The sequence below is a fragment of the Paenibacillus sp. Soil522 genome (assembly GCF_001428245.1).
Lineage (GTDB): Bacteria > Bacillota > Bacilli > Paenibacillales > Paenibacillaceae > Pristimantibacillus.
Window position 1 is genome coordinate 60,856 of the sequence record NZ_LMRV01000039.1, and the last position, 21,872, is coordinate 82,727.

Here is a 21,872-nt window from a genome sequence, read left to right on the forward strand (position 1 = left end):
GTTAGGTATACATTTCAATTTGTTTAATCGCCGCATATGCTTCCTTGAATACCACCTTCAAGTAACGCAGGCCTTCGCTCGGCAGCTCTGCGATGATGATTTTGTTTGTTTCCTCATGCTTGCTGGCTTCCAGCAGGAAGAAAGCTTTGCCATCCAACGAGTAAAATACTTCTTGAAGAGACAGAGCAATAGTTCCTATAAACGTAATTACAGCATGTTCAGCCTTCTTGCATCCTTCCAGATCGACCATAATCCACTGCCCTTCCGCTTCATTGGAAGGCTTCCAATACGTATCCGCCAGATCGTCGGTTACGTTCATTGCAGGATGCCCCGCTTCGTAGCTGCTGCAAAATACGGGTCTGCTTCTTGCAATATTGTAGCTTGATCCGTGCGCCGGCGCCTTCATGACAGAAGGCGGAGACGGCTGAAGGCGAAGGGACTGTCCGCTCCATAATGTTCCGCCAACGGCCTCGATGCTGATTTCCGCAGGCCGTACCCCTTCTGCCCTTGCCTCAACCTTGATCGTCCCCGCGTAATAGGACCTCATTTCAATGGCTCCCATACCGTCAAGGTAGCTGTTGTTCTCCGGCGAAAACCGTATCGACTTCCCGGTAGGGAATAACCCGCCCCCGTGGGTAATCTCAAGCTCGACTTGCAGCGGATTGCTGATTCGCTTGCCCTCTCGGTCAATGACTTCAACGATAATATGTGTATCGTCTGTACCGTCGGTGGCTATCACATGCCTATCAGCCGTCAGTCTAAGCGTGTAAGCCGTTCCTTCAGAGGCCGGCTGCGGCGGCGCAATGTCAAGCAGCTCGTTGCGATACCAATACCAAGCATTTAATGGCAAACGATAATAATCGATCATCCCCATATAACCCATATTCGATGCAATACTGCCATGATGGAAGCCGCACCATAACGCCTTGCCGGATCTCCAGCGCGGGTTTCTCTCCACTCCATCCGTATAGCCTGGCGCATATTCTCCCGGCCTTACCGCTATAACGCTGCCGTACTCCGACACAAAGCTGGGGACGCCTGGATCAATATATAATGAGGCGCCGTCTCCGTTATAGCCTGCGATGTCTCCGAGCACATCGAACCCTTGCCGCTGTGCGCCGCCAACAGAGGCAGGGCGCGACGCATCAAGGCGATGCGACTCTTCTACGAGCCGAACGATAAACGCGCGCGCATCATCCATAACCTCGGCATCGCTGAAAAACGGTTCATTGCTCATGCTCCATGTAATGATGCTGGGATGATTGCGATTCGTTCGGATCATCTCTTGCAGCGCCCTCATGCAGCTGGCTTCGAACTCTTCTTTATCTTCATCATGAATCGGATACGCGCTGCTTGCCCAATAGCCTTCCGTATTAGCGCCCCCGATTCCCCAGAAGCAGAGCTCCGACCAGAACAATAGTCCTTGCTTGTCGCATTCTGCGGAGAAGTGTGTATGATGCGGGTAGTGTGAGCCTCTAATAAAATTCATGCCGCAGTCCTTGATCAGCTTAACATCACGTGCCATTCCGGCTCTTGTTACAGCGTCGCCCCACCCGGCATGATCCTGATGCACATTGGCGCCAATGATGTCATAATGCTCCCCGTTCAAGAAGAAACCTTCCTTGGCATCAAAGGCAATAGAGCGCACCCCGAAATTGGTTTCATATTCGTCTTTCAGCACATCATCCACATACACATAGCTTTTTAATTGATATAGGTTAGGCGAATCCGGATGCCATAACATTGGCTCAACCAGCAGCTGTTGCTGACTAAATTCAAAGCTTTGTCCCGGTGCAATGGAATGCCGGCTTCTCATCTCACAAATGTCCGTACCCTGGTATTCCACGACGGATACAAGCAAGCAATCCGCCGTTCTCACTTCTTCGTTCACGACTTCGGTTTTGACCTTCAAGGCGGCGCTTTCAGCGGAAACATCGGAAGACGTAACGAAAGTGCCATACCAAGCGACGTGCACGCGCTCGGTAACGATGAGGCTTACGTCGCGGTAGATGCCTCCGTTAAACACATGCTCTCCCGCACGCGGAGCAAGGCGCGGGTTCCACAGATTATTCAACCGTACAAAGAGCAAATTATTTCCCTCATGTACGAGCTCGGTTATGTCGATATGGAATGCCGTATATCCGCCTTTATGATTGCCGGCCCATTGGCCGTTGACATAGATGTCGGCATCCTGGAACGCCCCTTGAAAATCAAGCGATATGCTCTTGCCAAGCCACTCCTGCTGAATGACAAAATGCTTGCGATAGCACCCGTAGCCTACATAAAATTCATTCTCCATGAAATAAGGAATGCCGAACGAATGCGGAATTCCGATATCATACCAGCTCGAATCATCGAATAAAACTTCTTTGCCCTCGGCAATATCCCCGTACATGAAGGTCCAATCGTTGTTGATCAATGCCTGATGTCTTTTGGTCAAGCCTGTTTCCACTTTATTTCATCCCTTCCATTATTAAAATAAATATATGATTTCATGTCTCTAGTATAATCAGAGTATGAACCAATTTATATAACTCTATTTTAATATGGTTAAAACTATATTATGATTTGTTTAAATAACTTTATTGGAGTTGGTCTCCTTGTCTGAACGAGAATTCTACTTACCTAACTTCTCTGAGTTTCGTTTCTTCTGCTTTCCTCACTCTGTTGGCAATTTCGTGCAGCCAACGGATCATAACGTAAATCGCCCCGACGGCGTCAGAGACTACAGCCTGCATTATGTGGCAAGCGGAAGCGGTTATATCGAGCTCGATGGGGAAACGTTCCAGCTTCGCGAAGGAGATGTGTTCTGGCATATTCCAAATGACAGAATGCGGTATTACCATTCGGAAGAGGAGCCCTGGAATATTTATTGGTTGCAAATGTACGGCAGCACGCTGCCTGCGTTTGTCGCGGAAAACGGCTATCATCAATCGGGCATTTGGAACATCAAAGACGGCAGTCTGCTCGAGAGTAATTTCATAAGCCTTCTCGATGAAATCGAACAAAACAATTTTTTACGCCCTTCGCGCATATCCGCACTCACCTATAGCGTGCTTATTGAATTTCTTAGCAGCGCCACTCCATTCTCTCATTATCGCGGCGTAGACAATGCCCGGAAAATGCTGGCCTTGCTGCCCGAGATGCAGCGAAAAGCCCATCTCCCGTTCATTCTCGAGGATTGGGCTGCTGCAGCCGGCTATTCTCCAAATTATTTTTGCAGCTTATTCAAGAAAGTAACGAGGATGACGCCGGTCTCCTATATTACAAAATGCAGAATTCAGCTAAGCAAGCATTTATTGGTTAGCCATCCGATCATCCCGATTAAAGAAGTTGCTGAACGAGCCGGCTATCCGGGCTTCAGCTATTTCAACAAGAAATTTATGGAGTCCGAGGGAATGACGCCGGGTGAATTCAGAAGCAATCATATGAAAGGATAAATGCCGTATAAAAAAACCATTTACCAAGCTTTTTCACCACCGCTTCGGCATGGCAAACAATCTAATGCAATAAAGACCGCTGACTTTGGCTTGTGCCTTTGTCAACGGTCTTAAGAATTTCACTCTATTCTTTGCTTTCAGGGCTCTGCTGTTCAATCCATAATCTCTAAAGTGATCTTGTATACATAGATGCCCTTTCCGATTTTATATTCATCGTGAATATTTTTGGTCCAGCCGTTGTCTCCGCCAAGACCTGCATGCTTATGATCGATATGAAGGAATACGGAATCGGATGCGCCAAGCTCGTCTTCATAGGCGGCATTGTCATACTGTCCGATGCTGTATTGATGAATATCAAAATGGAAGCAACCCGCCGCGTTAACTTTTACCTTGCGATCATCCACGGACACAACTAAATAACGGACATCTTCCTTGCCCCCGCATTCAACCGGCACGATGTAGGGAACATTTTGTTCTTCAACAGAGCTTTCATATATACCGACGAAGGCAGACGTTTTACGGTCCGCATAGTTTTCCCATGGCCCGCGGCCATACCATTTGATATTCTTCCAGGCATCAGAGAAGGTAAAGCTTAGACCGATTCTCGGAAGGGTATCGACAGGGGCATTATTCACGACAGTGTTGGCAATTTCAATGCCTTTACCGCCAATCGCATAGTCGGTTCGCGTTTCAATGCACCCATGATACAAAGCATGAACCTGAATGATGACGGAAGCAGGCGCCGCATATATCCGGATACGCTTGATCTCTTTCCGATTGGAGTCCAGGCCGAGGCTTCTCCAGTCATCCGCATAGTTCAGCGTCTCGCCTTGTACGCCGACGTCTATTCCCGTTGGCGGACGATAGAAATTGTTGGCTCCGCCCGTAAAGTAGTCATGGTTATTGTATCTCACGGAAATGAACTCTGCCGTTTCTTTCGAAAAGACCACGTTCGTATGTTCATTATATATATGAATTCGATCTGCGGCTTCTTCATAGACCAGGCTTCCGCTTTCAATATCTCCGGTATGCATTTCATAAACGGAATCATTCAACTCGATCTGGCATGCATAAATACAGGTTCCCTTATCGGCATAATAGGTGTCCTCGTTCAGATTAGCATAGAAATTCAGGTACGCTTCTCCAGATACCCTGGATGAATCGTATGGTGCTTGAACACGGTCCATAGATCCGGCCGGCGTGTTCAATATGGGCAATGTACCATTCTCGACTACCTTCCCGTCGCAAACAAGCTCCCAACCGATGTCCAAATGGCTTAAGTCTCGATGCGTATAATGATTATAAATTCGATAGCTTTTGTTACCCAGAGCATGAAAAGGCCGTTCAAAGTAATCGATCTGGACGGGAGCCTGAACATATTTGATTTCATTGGCAGCCGGTTTCGGCGTTAAATCCGGAAATACGATGCCGTTCAGGCACATATCTGGCGCGGAATCAATAATCTCTTCTTGGAACGCGCCGCCATATACATATTTTTTGTTCCCGAATTCATCAAACCTAACAAGCGCTTTATCCTGGAAATCCCAAATAAAACCACCCTGAAACCGCGGGAATGTATGAATGAGGTCCCAAAATTCCTTGAAATTCCCGTTGCTGTTGCTTTTCGCGTACGCATATTCACACATGATAAACGGTCGCAAGTCTTCGCAGTTTGCCATGCATTCCAGGATCCAATCCTTCTGAGGATACATGGGCGCCAGGATATCGGAAATATTGGCCGGAGGATTTAAGGACTCATACTGGACATATCTTGTTTTATCATATTCTTTAATCCAGCCGTACATGGCGGCATGGTTCGCTCCGTATCCGGATTCATTCCCCAGGGACCACAGAATGATTGAGGGATGATTCTTATCTCTAAGTACCATCCGCGCTGCACGTTCCATATAAGCATGCGTCCATTCGGGAGATGCGCTCAACTGGCCGCCGATGCCATGGGTCTCAATATTGGCCTCATCGACGACATAAATGCCCAGTTCATCACACAGGTCGTACCATTCGACCGCATGCGGATAGTGACTCGTCCTTACCGCATTGATATTTAGCGACTTCATGATCTTGATTTGCTCGCGCATATACTCCGTCGACACCACGCGCCCCGTTTCGGGACAAAACGCATGAAGGTTGGTTCCACGGATGATAAGCCGTTTGCCGTTCATTTTCAATATCCCGTTTTTATCGATGCTAACTTCGCGGAAGCCGACATTTGCGCTCTCGATGTCAACGACATTTCCGTCAGGGCCGATCATTTCCAATACCAATCGATAGAGGTAAGGAATTTCGTCGCTCCACAATTTGGGATTCTTAATGGGTTGTTTAACCTTCGCCACAAAGATCTCTTGCAGGTAGGATCTGTAATCCGCAAACTTATCCGTTTCAAATTGCGTAACCAATTGTTGATCGTGATCATAAAGAGACAGGCGCACATGAGCTTCCCCGTAACAGCTTGCCTGATTATTCGGATAAATCGTCACGGCTAATTCGGCATTGTCGTATTGACCTGAGAATAGCGTTTCGATTTTATAATCATGAATGCGCATTCGCGGTTTTGCATAAATCAGAACATCTCTGTATATCCCCGATAGATGCCAGTAGTCCTGATCCTCCAGATAAGTACCGGCTCCGAATCGCATTACCTGTACGGCTAAATGGTTCTGTCCCCTTTGGATGAAATCCGTAATATCGAAAGAAGCGTTAAGCTTGCTGTCCGTCGAATAACCGACGAGCTTCCCGTTTAACCACAAATAAAAACAAGATTCCACGCCGGCAAAATCGATAAATAGATCGCGGTCGTGAAAATGCTCGGGAATTTCGAACGTGAGGACATAACATCCGGTGAGGTTATCCTCTGGCACATAAGGCGGATTCAAAACAAATTCATCTTTCTTCAGTTGAATTTCATGATGGGAGTCCGCCCCCTTCCGTGCAAAGGGATACAATGTATTGGTGTACACAGGCTTTCCATATCCGGAAAGCTCCCAGTTGGAAGGAACCGCGATATCATCCCAACGGGATACATCATATTCAGGATGATAGAATTCACCGGTTACAGCATCCGGAGACGAAGACAACTTGAATTTCCACGAGCCGTTTAAGCATTGTACGTATTTTGACGTTCTGCGATCGCCGCTTAGCGCCTGTTCTACGGTTTCGTATACGCCGTACGGCTCATGCATGGGGTAACGGTTCTTTTGAGTGACATGCGGATTCTCCCAGTCTCTGTTCGGCTTCATATGTTTCGACTAATCCCCTATCAATTGTTCTAATTGGTTGTACCATAATATCAATACCCTTATAATATAAGGATAAGTCTTCATATTTAAATGTTACGTTTGGTAATTCATTTATCCATTTTGGTAGGTGTAGCGACTATATGAATTGTGACGACATAAGGGAAAATGATGTTATATACCGGTGTATCGGCGACGATTTCGACCAAGGCATTTTATCGTGCGGCTTTATGAGAAAAAGAACGGCGGATCGTTCCCAATATGACTTTAAGATCGGATATTACAGCTGTTTTTTGATCCTGCAAGGCAGCGGACGATTTATCTCACAGGACGGTACCGTTATTCCGATGCAAGCAGGGGATCTTGTTCAGCGTTTGCCCGAACGTTTGCACTCCACTGAAATCGAGCCAGATGGGGAATGGATAGAGTTTTATATTAGCGTAGGTTATCCTGTCTATCATTATCTGCATAAGCTTGGAATAATAAATTCCGATAATGAGGTGCAAGCAACGCGGCTTACAAGCGATTTTGTTTTTGATTTTGCCGCCTTGCTAAACAGCCTTAAAGACGCTGCTGACGAAAGGCTCCCCTATTTGCTGATAAGAGCGCAAGAGCTCATGATCCGATTGCACGGCAGCGTTCATTATACACAGAGAGAGCACGATGATCCTAAAATATCGAAGGCTTGCCAATTAATCGGCAGCTCCAATGATATCCATTATGATATGAAGGAAGCTGCAGCAGCTATAAATATGGGCTATGAGAATTTCAGGAAGGTATTTAAAGCCGTGACCGGAATTTCCCCTCAGCGGTACCATATTGATCATTTAATGAAACAGGCAAAAATGATGCTTCTCTCCGGACTCCCCATCAAACACGTAGCCGTTAGTCTTGGATATGGAGATATTTATTCCTTTACCAAACAATTTACGAAATCGGAAGGAGTGCCACCAGGACGTTTTACCCGTAACCGTCTCAATCAGACCGATTGAATTGACTTACAATAAGCAGGTAAAAATCATTGCGGAACTCATACAATCCGGGTATGACGTCTAACAGCTCACCGATTCCTTTCCTCGCTGTCTTCTCCCCGACTAATATATTTGTATGAGTTTCGCGGCATTCCTTTTGTTGTTCTACGGAAGGCCTCGAACACTGTAACCCCTTCGCCTTGAAACATTATTGCGGGTTTTGTCATCATACATATTTTTACTCCTGTATTTTTCGATATTTTGTAATATGCCCCTAACCCCAAAAATACCTTGCCCTGAAAAATATCCATTTCTCAAGCGAAATGAATTATTTGAGCCGCAGCAATGAATTTTAATATGATTTTTGGTTTATTTTTTGTTGTATTATCTGGAATGTCACACAGTTAAAATAAAAATGATACCGCTTACACTATTTAAGGAGGTGCATGAAAAGCAACATCGGAGCGCTGTCACAAGTATCGCCGTAATCGGTTCCTCAAAAGAATTGTATTTTTTAAAATCAAAGGAGGAAATTCATGCGTAAAACAAAAGCTTTCCTGTCGTTGATGCTGACTATTGCTTTGTTATTTACAGCGTTTTCGTTTTCGTTCCCGGCCTCGACCTCTGCCGCAACTCCCATGCAGACGTATGTGAGCGCGATGCAGCCCGGCTGGAACCTGGGCAATACTTTGGATGCATTTAATCCGGATGATCCGACAGGAGGCGGCGAGACGTCTTGGGGTAACCCGGTTGTCACCCAAGCCTTTATCCAGCAGATTGCGGCACAAGGCTTCAAAAGCATCCGCATTCCGATAACATGGAATTATCGGATTGGCGGCGCTCCGAACTATGCGATCGATCCGGCATTCATGGACCGGGTTCAGCAGGTTGTCGACTGGTCGCTGCAGGCGGGACTGTATGTCATGATCAACGTTCACCACGACGCTTGGATGTGGGTTAGCTCGATGCCGACGGATCATAACGCCGTAATGGCCCGATATAACGCGGTATGGACGCAAATCGCCGACCGCTTCAAGAATCATTCCGACAAACTGATGTTCGAAAGCATCAACGAACCGGAATTTTCAAACGTTGATATAACGACGCAGCTCGCATTGCTTAATGAGCTCAATACATCCTTCGTGCATCTTGTAAGAGCGTCGGGAGGCGGAAATGCCGTTCGTCCGCTTGTGCTGCCGACGTTATACTGCAATCACGAGCAAGTGCGTGTGGATTCGCTTGCAAGCACGCTTGCCGCGCTGAACGATCCGAATTTGATTGTCACCGTTCATTATTACGGCTTGTGGCATTTCGCTGTAAACATCGCAGGCTACACAACGTTTAATGCCGATGCGAAAAACGATATCGATACAATGGTTAACAATGTCTATAATACGTTCGTATCGAAGGGTATTCCCGTTGTCATAGGCGAATTAGGAATACTCGGTCACGATAAGAACAGGGAAACCGTCGAGCGCGGAGAGATGCTCAAATTTTTCGAATACCTTCTCTACAGTACTCAAGCGAAGAACATTACGACGATGTGGTGGGATAACGGCTCGTACTTTAACCGTACTACATATCAGTGGAGTGATCCGGATCTTTTCAATATATTCAAACAAAGCTTGACAGGCCGTTCATCCACCACGGATACCGATCTGATCTTCCTCAAGGCCGGCACTGCGGTTCAAGACGCCGTGATCAACCTGAACTTGAACGGCAATACTTTCGTTTCTCTGTTGAACGGAACTGCCGCATTGAGCTCCGGCACGGACTACACATTGAACGGCAATGTATTGACCATCAAAGCAAGCGCGCTCTCCAATTACGCTTCAGGCTCGTTCGGCGAGAAAACAGTATTGTCGGTCCGTGTCAACTCGGGTCCCGATTGGAAAATCCATGTCCGTTATTCCAATACGCCGGTACTGTCAAAAGCATCAGGCAACTCCAGCGGCGGCTTGGTGATTCCGACAGCTTTCAACGGAGATGTGCTTGCCACGATGGAAGCGGTGTACACGAACGGCACTAACGCCGGTCCGCATAACTGGACCTCGTATAAGGAATACGCCTACGCGTTCTTACCAAACTATGCGAACAACACGATCATGATAACGCCGAAATTTTTCGCCGAAACAACAGGCGGAACGATCAACCTGACGTTCCACTTTTGGAGCGGTGCCATAGTCAAATATCAGCTTACGACTAAAGGTGGCCGCATTACAGGCACGCCTCAGTAAATTCGCGGCAAGCAACCAAATGTACAGAAGTAACCCTAAATTATAAAACCAAAGGAGAATTTCCATGAGAGCAAAAAAATCGTATTTATCCGTCCTTTTGGTCGTTGTCCTGCTGATGGCGATGTTTCCACCCGTCAGCTCGGCCGCTGCTTCCCCGAAAGAAAGCAAAATGCAGTCTTATGTCAGCGCGATGCAGCCTGGATGGAACCTGGGCAATACATTTGATTCATTTAATACGAATGAACCAAATAATGGTGACGAGACGTCTTGGGGCAACCCGCTCGTAACCAAAGAATTCATTAAGGAAATTAGGAAGCAGGGCTTCAAAAGCATCCGTATTCCGATTACATGGAGCGGGCGGATGGGCGGCGCACCGGATTATACGATCAATCCGGCCTGGATGGACCGGGTACAGGAAGTCGTCGACTGGTCGCTGCAAGAGGGCCTGTATGTCATGATCAACCTTCATCACGACAACTGGATGTGGATCAACAAGGCGCCTGAGAATCACGACGAAGTATTGGCCAAATATAATGCGATATGGACGCAAGTCGCCGACCGCTTCAAGAATCATTCCGACAAACTGATGTTCGAGAGCATCAACGAACCGTTTTTTGATAACGTTGATGTGGCGACGCAGCACGCGTTTCTTGATGAGCTCAACACATCCTTCTTCCATATTGTAAGAGCGTCGGGAGGCAAAAATGACGTTCGTCCGCTTGTGCTGCCGACGTTATTTACGAATAACTCGCAAGAGCATGTAGATTCGCTTGCAAGCACGATTGCCGATCTGAACGATCAGAATTTGATCGCTACCATTCATTTTTACGGCTTCTGGCCGTTCAGCGTAAACATTGCGGGCTTCCCGAAGCTTGAAGAATTAACGATTAACGATATCGATACAATGGCTAACAATGTATATACTACGTTCGTATCGAAAGGAATTCCCGTTGTCATAGGCGAATTCGGACTGCTCGGCTGGGATGTTACCCCTTTCAAAGCGCCGTTAAGCGAAGGTGTGCCCGAGCATGGCGAGATGCTGAAGTTTTTAGAGTATTTCACCTACAAATCCATTGAGAACAAACTTACTCTTATGCTGTGGGACAACGGCGGGCGGTTTGACCGCAGAACGCTTCAGTGGAACGATCTTGAGCTATACGATCTGATCATGGCTAGCTTGAAGAGCCGCTCAGCCACTGCCGAATCCGATCTAATCTTTGTCAGTAAAGACGTACCGGCTCAGGATACCGTAATGCCCTTGAACTTAAACGGCAATGTTCTGACCAGCATTAAACTTGGAGACTACGAATTGATGGAAGGCACGGACTATGCGTTGAACGGTGAAGACCTGACCCTCAAAGCAAGTTTTCTCGCCAACTTGACCGAATCGGCCGAACTCGGCGAGGTTGCCGTATTAAGAGCCCAATTCAACAAGGGCGCCGATTGGACCTTCAATGTCATGTACAATGACACGCCAGTTCTGCAAAACGCGGAAGGCACCACAGCAAACTTTGCGATTCCGACCGCCTTCAACGGCGACCGTCTCGCTACGATGGAGGCCGTGTACGCTGAAGGCGGCAACGCCGGTCCGCATAACTGGACTTCGTTCAAGGAGTTCGCCCGGACATTCAAACCATCTTATGCTGCAAATGAAATCACGCTGACACAGAGCTTCTTCAATGAAGTGAACGACGGAACGGTGATTCTGAAGTTCCACTTCTGGAGCGGCGCCATCATCGAGTACACGATTACGAAGAACGGCACGAGCATCTCGGGCACAGCATCATAGAGCCGGATTCGATTCGGTAAAAAAGGAGTCCTGCCTTGCGCCCGTGCGTACGGCAGGACTCCCTTCTTTTTGCCAATAAATATCCAATAACGAAAGGGAAATCAATCATGAATCCAAGACGCAAACGATTTTGTTTCAAGGTTCGAGGGAGGATTGAACTTGGTGAACCATCGTAAGCTGGCGTTTTATTTTATCAGAGCCGGTTTGTTAACCTTCTTCGCCTACTACATATTGCATTTGGTCAAGCAAGATCACCTGAATCTATATATCGCACCTCGGAATGACGTCTATGTGAAAGCGGCCGCAATCGGTTTTTATTTTTTAGCCGTTCTTCAATTGTATGCCGCCTTCAGAAGCTGGTGGGGTCGGGCAAAAAACGAGTGCGGATGTACGGATTGCAATCCCGTATCGACGTCCCATGCGGCCAACGGTGTGTTTTACTCTTTGTTCGCGATTCCTCTGCTGCTGGGATTACTTCTGCCCGATGTGGCCATGAACAGCAATTTGGCTGCCAAGAAGGGAGTCAGCCTTACGGGGAACGTCAATCAAAAGGCAACTGCCCTGACAGCATCCAATAAAACGGATTCCGTCTCTGTATCGATTGATACCGTGACACCAGGTTCTCCGACACCTGCTCCATCTGTCATTGCTTCAACTGAGCAAACTGCGCCTTCTTTGAAAGCTGCTGATTCGAACAAATTGCCAACCTCAACCGTCTCAGACCCGCTGGATACGTTGTTTCCGCATGATGAATACTCGGAGGATCTCGCGAAACTGGGTAAAAAACTGTATAAGAAAGATTTCATTTCTATCGGGGAAAAAGGATTCATGGAAATCATCTCGTCCATGGACTTTTACATGGAGAATTTCATGGGGAAAAAGGTGGATATCAGCGGCTTTGTCTATAGGGAGAATGATATGAAGGAAGACCAATTTGTCGTATCCCGATTTGCCGTTCAGTGCTGTTCCGCTGATGCAGCCCCCTACGGTTTGATGGTCGAATCTGCAGCAGGAAAAGAGCTTAAGAAAGATACCTGGGTAAAAATTACCGGAATACTTGAAAAGACGAACTATAACGGAAATGAAATCATGAAAATCCATGCTAGCAAAATTGAGAAAATTCCAGCACCTAACTCTCCCTATACTTATCCGGACTTTGACTATTTCGAAAAAAGTTCCTGAAAATAAAAAAAATTGCTCGGCGAAAATGGAAAAGCCCGCTAAAATAGCGGGCTTTTATTTTCAACCAAAATACATACTATCATTTCGTAGTGTCAGCACTATTCCACTGTTGAATCAACTGCTGGGCATCTGCATTCAGAACCGTTTTCACTTGATTAGCCGAATCATTACCAAGGGCCTCGTTGTTCAAGTGCTTCACGAAATCCTCCATATGCTTGGCGGCCTGATCCGGCTTCCCGATATCCAGCTGATGCTGTGCCTGATCCAGATTATTGGACAATTGCGAGGTCAGGGAGCCCTTCAGCAGCCCTTCCTTCACGTAACGGTCCATAAGCTGCTTCATGGATTCGATGCCGGTTGTCACCTCGAAAGCGATGTGATTCTCCACTTTGTTCCCTGCCAAATCCTCTATGACAACGGTCAGGCTGTGGCTGCCCAGATTGCCTGCCATAGGAATCTGAACCCCGGAGCCTACCGCCGGGGCGGCCGGATATTCCTTGCCGTCCACCGTGACCTTAGCAGAAGCCAGGCCAGACAAGCTGTCCCAAGCATGGAAGTCGATGCCGAGATGATCTTCGAAAGTACCGCCGTCCTTAAGAACGGTACCGTTAACGGTGAGCTCGTATTCCGGCTTCGTTGCATCCACGGCGAGATCGATAGAGCCTTCCCTGGTAATGCCGTTTAAGGTTACGGCAGCCTTAATGGCCACAGAGCCGTCGCTAACCGGATGAACGATGCCTGCGGGATCAACGAAAGCAATCTGCACGTCATTGCTTGAGTATACAATGTTAGCCTTGGACAGATCGGCCTGTTCATCGCCGGTCATGGTGCCTTTTACCGTTAATTGAGCCGTAAAGCCGGTGCCCAACAAGCTCTTGGAGGTGCTGACGCTTACAGACTCTAAGATGGGCAGAACTTCAACGGTAAAGGGATTGGACTCCACAACCCTACCGTCTGTGGTCGTAACCGCTGCCGTAATTTTTGCTATGCCCGCCTCGATGCCCGTTACAATGCCGTTATAAACAGCGGCAACTTCCGGATTGCCGCTGGTGTAAGCAACTGTCGCATCCCCCAACTCCATGGCAGTTCCCAATTGATCTTTGACCGTCAGGGTCAGCGCAGCGGATTTTGTCTTGGCCAGGGACGTAGGATCCATCACCAACTGGACGGAAGTAATCGCTGTTGCCTTTATAAATTGCCAGTAATCCACATTAAATAAGTTTGTACCGGCTCCAGCAAACTTAAAGAAAATACTGTGAACTCCTTTAACATTGGTTACATCGGTTTCAACTGTCTGCCATGTTTGTGCTCCACCTGTAGGACTGACATTAAGAGTACCGATAAGTTGACCTTCTGGACTGTCAAGATGTATTTCTATTTTACCTCCCACAGTTGATGCAACATTTGCTTTAAATGATTTAGCACCGTTGTCACCGAAGTCAGCGTTTGATACGGCAAGCCAGTCTCCATTATCTATACCAGTAACATTCAAATTGCTTACCGGTCCGTCTGCTGCACTAGATACTTCAGTTGTGATACCTTTATTCCATGCAATTGTTTCAGCCTCAGTCCTCTGATATGGATCAACATTTGCAATCTGCACTACACCTTCTAAATTTCCCTGAACCTCTTTAATTTGTCCATTATCATAGTACTCAAGCTTATTGATATTTGACGAACGGTATCCTTTGTCAACACCTAAAATTGCTTTGTTTAAATTTTGGGAATGGTATATGACATACCACTGGTTATTGAATTGGAAAACGGAATGATGGTTATTACCAACTATTCCAAAAAAATCACCTGGATTTTTAAGGAAATGTCCTGCATAAGTAAATGGTCCCATAGGACTATCACTCATCATGTATCCAATGTTAGCGATCGGATAAGCTGCCGGGTGTGTACCGGAGAAATTGATGCAATACGAGTAATAATATTTGCCGTTATACTTATGAATTCCGGAATCTTCAAACATGTAAGGAGCATCAATTGTTACTGCGCTTCCATCAATACTAATCATGTCAGCGTCCAATTTCAAAACTCTGGCTGTTTTAGGATTTGCAACTGACGCTGGATCCTGTTCATTTGGGATACCTCCGCCAAAATATAGATATCCTGTTCCATCATCATCCACCAATACTGCCGGATCAAAAAGCCATGTAACTCCGGCTACTCCCGGGGTTTCTTGGGTAACCATGGTATGTCCCAATGGATCTGACCATGGTCCTATAGGGCTATCTGCCGTGAGTACGCCAATACCATCTCCTGGATTTGAAAAATAAAGGAAGAATTTCTCTTTACCATTTATTGTTTTATGTGCTGCCGCCGGCGCCCAGGAGAGTCCTGCCCACTTTGCAACACCATTTGGCCCTGCGACCGGAATTTCACCATGGTCTGTCCAGTTGACCATATCCGCTGAAGATATAACGGTTATTGTATTTATTTTAGAATATGAATTTTGTTTAATGGTTCCATCAGTATTATATTCATATACATCACTAGTCATATAAACATATACTCTCCCGTTATAAACCATGGCATATGGGTCTGCACCATATTTATGGGTAATAAGAGGATTGGCATACCCGGGGACTTTTTCAATGGCACCTGTATTAAGTGCTTTTAATTCAATGTTTGCTACAGCATTGTTAACGTTATAAACAACATCTCCACCTTCGACATTTATATAATCTATAGTAATCTGTTGAGTTGTATCAATTGGAACAAACAAGGCAACCTTAAGCTTAATAGTTGCAAACAAATTGTCTGAATTATTGTTTGCAAAATTTACATTGCTTCCTGATACATTCAGCATCAGCTGATTATTTGAATAAGTATATGAGGTAGTTCCAGTAATATTAGTAGAATTGAAATCTACACCTGTTACAGTCAGATACTTTGGTATGTTTAAGGAAACTGCAATAGAGGAATATGTTCCTGCAGGCAGCGCATCCATTTTTACCGGGACTGTAAACTCAACATTTTGGGCACCGGTAACGTTAGGAACATCTGCCAGGCTTGCATTTAGAGCTGTCGTAGCTGTAGTTCCCGTCATCTTGTTATTAACTCTGAAATAATCAAAATCAACATAGCCTCCTATTGTTTTTGTTGCATAATTAAATAGTCCAAAACGATATCCCATAAAATGAGGCGAGTAATAATTCATATGAAGTGGTTCTCCTATAGATGTCCAGGTGTTGCCGTCAAGACTGTAATAAAAATATGCATTATCTGCCATATTTTTAAAGTCACATTCGACTTTAAAATATACTCTGTTTTGTTCAATAGGGATACTTGCTACTTCCACAGGGGTACTTTTCACATTAGCATCATTGGAGCTGCCACGCACCATAACAATAGATTTTGTAGTTCCGGACATTTTAACGCCGACAGATCCATAGTAGTATTGGAATGCTGCAAGCCCGGCGTAATCCCCATCCTTCATATTACTTACATCTATCGCAATACTTCCTGAGCTTTCCGGTCCAAAGGTTCTTTGGGTAAGGGTATTCTTGGCATTATGAATGTCATTGCTTTTTCTTCCAGTGGTAATCCTTAAGTATCCAGGACGGTCAGTGAGAGACCATTTGGTATTGTCAGGGTTATGATTCCACTGCCAGACCAAATCAAGATTTGAACCATTACTCTCATTTTCCAGTGTTTGCTCTGTATCCGCAGGAGTGACGTCTATCATTGAAACATCGTCTATATAGAAATCCATTAAATCATTATGCGGATCTGGGTTAGGTACCCAATCTGTTTCAAAAAAGATACTTGGGGCGACTAGAGTCTGATCTGATGGAATAGTATAGTTTCCTTCAATTGTACCCCATTCCCCTTTTTTTATGGTATTTGATCCCATAACCTTTATAGTTGTCCAGTCGTCTCCATCCTGGAAATCCATATTAAATTTCTTTTCAGTTGGAGCTAATGGATCATCATATCTTACCTTCGCAGAGAAATGATATTTATGTCCGGCGGTCAATTTACCTGTAAGAATTTGTTGCGGAGAACCAGCTGTTGCTTTTCTCTCAGATGCTAATATACTATTTGTACCACTGTTATACATCTGATTGGTTATTGAAAGGGTTACATTGTTGTCATGAGCTGTCCAAGGATTTTGTCCGTTTTCAAATCCACCGTTTACAATAATATTTGGGTCTGGTGTAATATCTACAAATGAAATGTCATCTACACAAAAATCCATCAAATCGTTATTTTTATCCGGGGTTGCTACCCATGGTGTCTCAATAAAAATAAATGGAGTATCCACACTTGCAGTTGCTGGAATTTTAAATGTTCCGGTAATTGTACCCCAAGCACCCTTAGTCATGGTTGTAGATTTGTTTAGTGTAGATTCCCAAGGTCTTTCTTGTTTGCTGTTGACTTCAATACTAAAAAGGAAGTCCTTGGTTGCAGGAGTTGCATCACCGTCAGAGCCATATTTAACTTTTGCAGAAAAGTAATACGTATGACCGGCTTGTATTCCATTTAAAAAATGCCTTGGGCCAGCTGTTGTATTTCTGTCTGTAACAGATAAATATGTCGAGTCTCCGCCAACAGCTGACAACTGTGCACTTCCATGTTTTATCCATGAATCCGTATTGCCATTTTCAAAATCACTGTTTGCAATAATATTGGTATTTGTAGGATCACTGGTATCTACAAGTGAAACATCATCTACATAGAAATTCATCAAATCGTTATTTGCATCCGGGGTTGCTGTCCATGGTGTCTCAATAAAAATGAAAGGATTGCTTATACTTTTATCTGCTGGAATTGTAATGGTTCCGGAAATAGTGCCCCATTCACCTTTGTTTATAGTTCCAGAGCCTACTATTATAGACTCCCAGGGAGCCGCCTGGGTGCTGTTAGCTTCAAGATCAAAATTAAAGACCTTGGTTGCAGGAGTTGCGTCACCTTCACTGCCATATTTAATTTTTGCAGAAAAGTTATATGTTCTGCCTGCAAATAAACTTCCTGTTACATCTTGTTTTGGACCATCGCCTGTTGCAGTTCTGCCGGTTACAAACAGTGCTTTTGGTCCGTTGTTTTCAGTGACCGTTGACAAGCTTTCAGATCCAAAATTAGTCCATGAGCCCGTACCACTTTCAAAGTCACCATCTGTTATAAGTTTTTTACCTTTGCTTGGATCAAGCAGTGTGCCTGATGTTGTTGTAATCTGTGGGTTATTTACTACTGTATGGTAAGCTCCAACTTTATCTGCACGTTGATAAAATTCATCGGACTTTACGATATTGAATTTCATATTGCCAGTTGAAATGCCTGTATCTTGTGTATCCCCGAATACAGGCCATCCATCCTGCCATGTAGCTGGAATAATGTAGGGTATACGTCCCACAGCTCCATTATCTTTAAACAACACACCATACCATTTTCCATCTGGCGTATCAATAATTCCGCCCTGTGCTATGCCATTGTTTCTTAGAACGGTCTTCCCTTCATATGTACCATCTATACTGTCTGCACGGTGAACTAATTGAGTACGCATGCTTCCCTCTGGCCATGCTATGGTGAATACGTAATACTTACCGTTAATTTTTTGTATATGTGAGCCTTCAGCATTTAGTCCTCTTCCTGTCCAGCCTGTTGCAGCAGCACTTGCATTAGGAATAATTGCTTTATCAAGCCCACCTGATTTAATCGCTGTAGCATCAGGAGTAAGCTCAGTTGCCCAAATATCTCCACCCCCATAAATCAAATACACACGTCCGTCATCATCAAACAACAATGAGGGGTCATGATAATATTGATTAAGGGTTGTACATGTCCATGGGCCCTTTTCTATATTCTCAGTTTGAAAAATATATGATTTTCTTGTAGCTAATGAACCAACCACAATATAAAATTTACCTTTATTATATCTTATGGCGCTTGCCCAGGAGCCTTGCCCATATTCGTTTTCTCCATTTAATAGAGCTTGTTTGTCATTAGCAGCAAGTATATCATATGCATAATTAACAATTTCCCAATTTACGAGATCCGTAGATTTCATAATCGGAACTCCCGGATTCATATGCATTGTTGTACTAGTCATATAGTAGGCATCACCTACCCTGATGATATCTACGTCCGGTACATCTGCCCATATGACCGGATTCTGAACAGTTGTACCAGTAGCAAACACAGATATACCTGGTACAAGGCTCTGCAAGGAATTGATTGTAACAGCGTGAGTGGTATCAATATTTGAGTTCATGGTCATCATTATCCTCCCGTGACAGCTATCTATATGAAAGCGTATACATTTATACTTTCTGATTGATTATAAGTCATCGTTKGACTATTWACCTTCATATTCAGGCCATAGAATAGCACGATAAAGACATGAAAAAACGGCGTATTTTTAAGCAACTCCCATTCAATACCATGCCAAGAAGCAATAGCAGAYCCYGCTTTACCATTCGGATGCGCATCGAACTCGCTCGACATATATTTTTTGCRATACCTATCCATAACGCGACAAGTAATCGGAAGCATAGATGACCATGGCAAATAAGGCTCGAGCGCCTCTGGATTTTGTGAATCCGGAAGCTGCGGAAGCTGCTCGAACAGGTACTTTAAATATTGAAATGGAAGAAGTCCGTTTTCCTTCGCCGTCTCGATGACGCTGTAGATCGCCGCACTTGCCTTCGCGCCGYSAGGCGTATTCGCAAATAACCAGTTCTTTCTCCCGATTACGAATGGCTTGATCGAGCGCTCACTGCGATTATTATCGATCTCGAGCCGACCATCCTTCAGGAAGGCAGTCAATTTCTCCCACTGATTCAGGCTGTAAGCAATCGCTTTTCCAACCAGACTCTTCGGCAGTGTTTGAGAGCGCTGTTGCTTGAGCCATACCGAATAAGCCTCCAGGATCGGAAGGCTTCGCTTCTTTCGCTCGGCATATCGTTCTTCTGGCGAAGCATCCTTCAGCTCGCGCTCAATGGCGAAGAGAGCATTGCAGTAAGCCAGTCCTTGACTAGCTACCGAATCCTTGTTACCTCTCGTCGCTGGCGGGGCTGCTTTCAACGCTTCATCGTATTTACGCCGCGCATGTGCCCAGCACCCCACAAGAGTCACACCAGCAACCTTATGATAGCCCGCATAACCATCGACATGCAGGTAACCTTTGAACCCGGATAAGAAGATTTGTGGATGCTCGCCGCCACGTGTCTTCTGGTAATCGTAGATGACCGCCGGCGCTACACCGCGTCCGGTGCGATACAGCCACAAATACGAGGACGATTGAGCAGACTTCCCAGGCTCACGCAGCACCTGCAGCGTCGTCTCATCTGCATGAAGCACATCCTGCCTTAGCAGATATGCTTTCATCACGGAGACCAATGGCATGAGCCATTTCTGTGCACCATAGATCATCCAATTGGCCATCGTCTGACGAGATAACGTATATCCAAGACGCGAGAAATGCTGCTCTTGCCGGTATAACGGCAAGCTGTCGACGTATTTCTGGCTCATAACGTAAGCCATGCTCGACGGTGATGCCAAACTTCCCGGATAAACAGGTTTTGGCATCGCAGCTGTGACGATCGGGGTTTCAATATCTTCACGTTCACAATGACGGCAGGCATACACATTTCGCACGTGGCGGATGACCTTCACTTGTGGCGGTACAACGGCAATTTCATTGCGCGTCTCTGTACTCATCTCGTGAAGGAACCCACCGCAGCACGCACATACTTGCTCGCCTTCCTCCAGTGAATAGGTGATTGTTTCTACTGGAAGCTTGGAGAGATCCTCTGTTCGCTTGCCGGATGATTTGCGCCGCTCGTAGGTAATTTGTTCAGACCGCGGCTCTTCACCAGCAGGTGCTGCAATCATTTCGGCTACGTTGAACAACGGGAGTTCTAATTGATCCGGATGCGTCTGCTCGCTGGAAGCACCGAAACGCTTCTTCTGTGCTAAGCGGAACTGCTCTTCGTACCATTTGAGTTTGGCCGATAGTTCGATGATTTGTTGTTGTAGGGATTCGATGGTTGGCGTATCTGCATGTTTTTCCATACTTTACTCATTAGATAGAAAAAACCCAATCCCTGTAAGTGCCTATGACGAAATGATTACAAAGATGTGTCTAAATGACGGTAACGGCATTAACCTTGGGATGGGCTTGCCGCTGGCTAAGTGAAAGACCATCCAGCAGCCAGCGAAGCTCCCTGCTGGAAATGGCTACTACTTCTTCCTTGCCTGTAGGCCATTGAAATCTGCCACGTTCTAGGCGGCGATAGTAAAGCCAGAACCCATTGTGATCCCAATATAGAATTTTCAGCTTGTTGCATGCCCGGTTACAGAATACGAATAAGCAGGAGGAGAACGGATTCAGACCAAAGCTTTCCTGAACGATGGCAGCAAGTCCGTCGATCGACTTGCGCAGATCGGTGGAACCACAAGCAAGAAACACACGCTGATTGCTTGGAAAGGTCAGCATGGTGAAGTAAGCGCGTGAATCACTTCGCGCAAAAGCATTGGGTCAAAGCCGGAATGAAGCTCGATACTAGCTTCACCGATATGAAGGATTAGAGAAGGAGCAGGAGAAACGCTGCCAGGTGGATCTACAGTGGTGGCAAGAGGTACAAACTGTACGGGAGAAGTCTTTGGATCTGGAGTAGCTGAGGATGATACGCGCTTTATTTTGTACAGCCAATATTTCAATTGTTCGACAGAACAATGATTTGCGTAGCACCAAGCTTTCATCGTGAGGCCACTTGCCCGATAGGCTTCGATACGTGTGTGCCAATCTTGTCTGCGTTGTTCTTTGGCATTCATGAGTTACCCTCCGTATTCAGGTTAATCTCATGATCTCATAGCTAGGTTAGTAGTTGAAGGTGTGGAGAGTTTGACGCTTACGGTAGAAGCATCTGTACTCGCACATGCAGTCAGAATTCGAGTCTGTAAAATTCTTTGTGTAAACTCCAAAACCTATTAAAATAGGAATAGACGAAAGGTTGGGAGAACACATGGGACTTTGGACGAAACAGCAGCTA

General features: G+C 45.7%; 10 protein-coding genes and 1 pseudogene. 5 read left to right on the forward strand and 6 right to left on the reverse strand.

The window, feature by feature from the left end; all coding sequences use genetic code 11:
- Nucleotide 1: 1 nt before the first annotated feature.
- A complete protein-coding gene (locus ASG81_RS12295) occupies nucleotides 2-2,440 on the reverse strand; it encodes a glycoside hydrolase family 2 protein (protein ID WP_155971466.1) in 2,439 nt (812 codons plus the stop codon).
- Between the two features lie 160 nt (nucleotides 2,441-2,600).
- Here ASG81_RS12295 and ASG81_RS12300 point away from each other — a divergent pair, with 160 nt between their 5' ends.
- Nucleotides 2,601-3,440 (forward strand): helix-turn-helix transcriptional regulator, encoded by an 840-nt coding sequence (locus tag ASG81_RS12300; RefSeq protein ID WP_056634111.1) that lies wholly within the window; start codon nucleotides 2,601-2,603, stop codon nucleotides 3,438-3,440.
- A gap of 152 nt (nucleotides 3,441-3,592) precedes the next feature.
- Here ASG81_RS12300 and ASG81_RS12305 read toward each other — a convergent pair whose 3' ends face one another.
- Nucleotides 3,593-6,694, reverse strand: a complete 3,102-nt coding sequence (locus tag ASG81_RS12305) for a glycoside hydrolase family 2 TIM barrel-domain containing protein (RefSeq protein ID WP_056634114.1) — start codon at nucleotides 6,692-6,694, stop codon at nucleotides 3,593-3,595.
- A 140-nt stretch (nucleotides 6,695-6,834) separates the two neighbouring features.
- Between ASG81_RS12305 and ASG81_RS12310 the strand changes: the two genes are divergently transcribed.
- The 4 genes from ASG81_RS12310 (at nucleotide 6,835) to ASG81_RS12325 (ending at nucleotide 12,870) form a co-directional block, all read left to right on the forward strand.
- Complete coding sequence (locus ASG81_RS12310; RefSeq protein ID WP_056634117.1) at nucleotides 6,835-7,683, forward strand: helix-turn-helix domain-containing protein; 849 nt, start codon at nucleotides 6,835-6,837, stop codon at nucleotides 7,681-7,683.
- Between the two features lie 515 nt (nucleotides 7,684-8,198).
- The gene (locus tag ASG81_RS12315) at nucleotides 8,199-9,899 is read left to right on the forward strand and encodes a cellulase family glycosylhydrolase (RefSeq protein WP_056634120.1); all 1,701 of its coding nucleotides are present in this window, start codon (nucleotides 8,199-8,201) and stop codon (nucleotides 9,897-9,899) included.
- A gap of 64 nt (nucleotides 9,900-9,963) precedes the next feature.
- On the forward strand, nucleotides 9,964-11,688 hold the full coding sequence (locus ASG81_RS12320) for a cellulase family glycosylhydrolase (RefSeq protein WP_056634123.1): 1,725 nt from the start codon (nucleotides 9,964-9,966) through the stop codon (nucleotides 11,686-11,688).
- Nucleotides 11,689-11,850: 162 nt separating this feature from the next.
- Complete coding sequence (locus tag ASG81_RS12325) at nucleotides 11,851-12,870, forward strand: TIGR03943 family putative permease subunit (RefSeq protein ID WP_235548845.1); 1,020 nt, start codon at nucleotides 11,851-11,853, stop codon at nucleotides 12,868-12,870.
- A gap of 79 nt (nucleotides 12,871-12,949) precedes the next feature.
- On the opposite strand, the gene ASG81_RS32730 is transcribed toward ASG81_RS12325, so the two are convergent.
- The 4 genes and pseudogenes from ASG81_RS32730 to tnpA form a co-directional block, all read right to left on the reverse strand.
- On the reverse strand, nucleotides 12,950-19,090 hold the full coding sequence (locus ASG81_RS32730; RefSeq protein WP_162255025.1) for a family 43 glycosylhydrolase: 6,141 nt from the start codon (nucleotides 19,088-19,090) through the stop codon (nucleotides 12,950-12,952).
- A gap of 260 nt (nucleotides 19,091-19,350) precedes the next feature.
- A pseudogene (tnpC, locus tag ASG81_RS12335) lies at nucleotides 19,351-20,892 on the reverse strand (IS66 family transposase); the annotation flags it as partial.
- 70 nt (nucleotides 20,893-20,962) lie between these two features.
- A complete protein-coding gene (tnpB, locus tag ASG81_RS12340) occupies nucleotides 20,963-21,316 on the reverse strand; it encodes an IS66 family insertion sequence element accessory protein TnpB (protein WP_056634130.1) in 354 nt (117 codons plus the stop codon).
- Nucleotides 21,310-21,654 (reverse strand): IS66 family insertion sequence element accessory protein TnpA, encoded by a 345-nt coding sequence (tnpA, locus tag ASG81_RS12345; RefSeq protein WP_056634133.1) that lies wholly within the window; start codon nucleotides 21,652-21,654, stop codon nucleotides 21,310-21,312. Before tnpA ends, tnpB begins: the two co-directional genes overlap by 7 nt.
- Nucleotides 21,655-21,872: the final 218 nt, after the last annotated feature.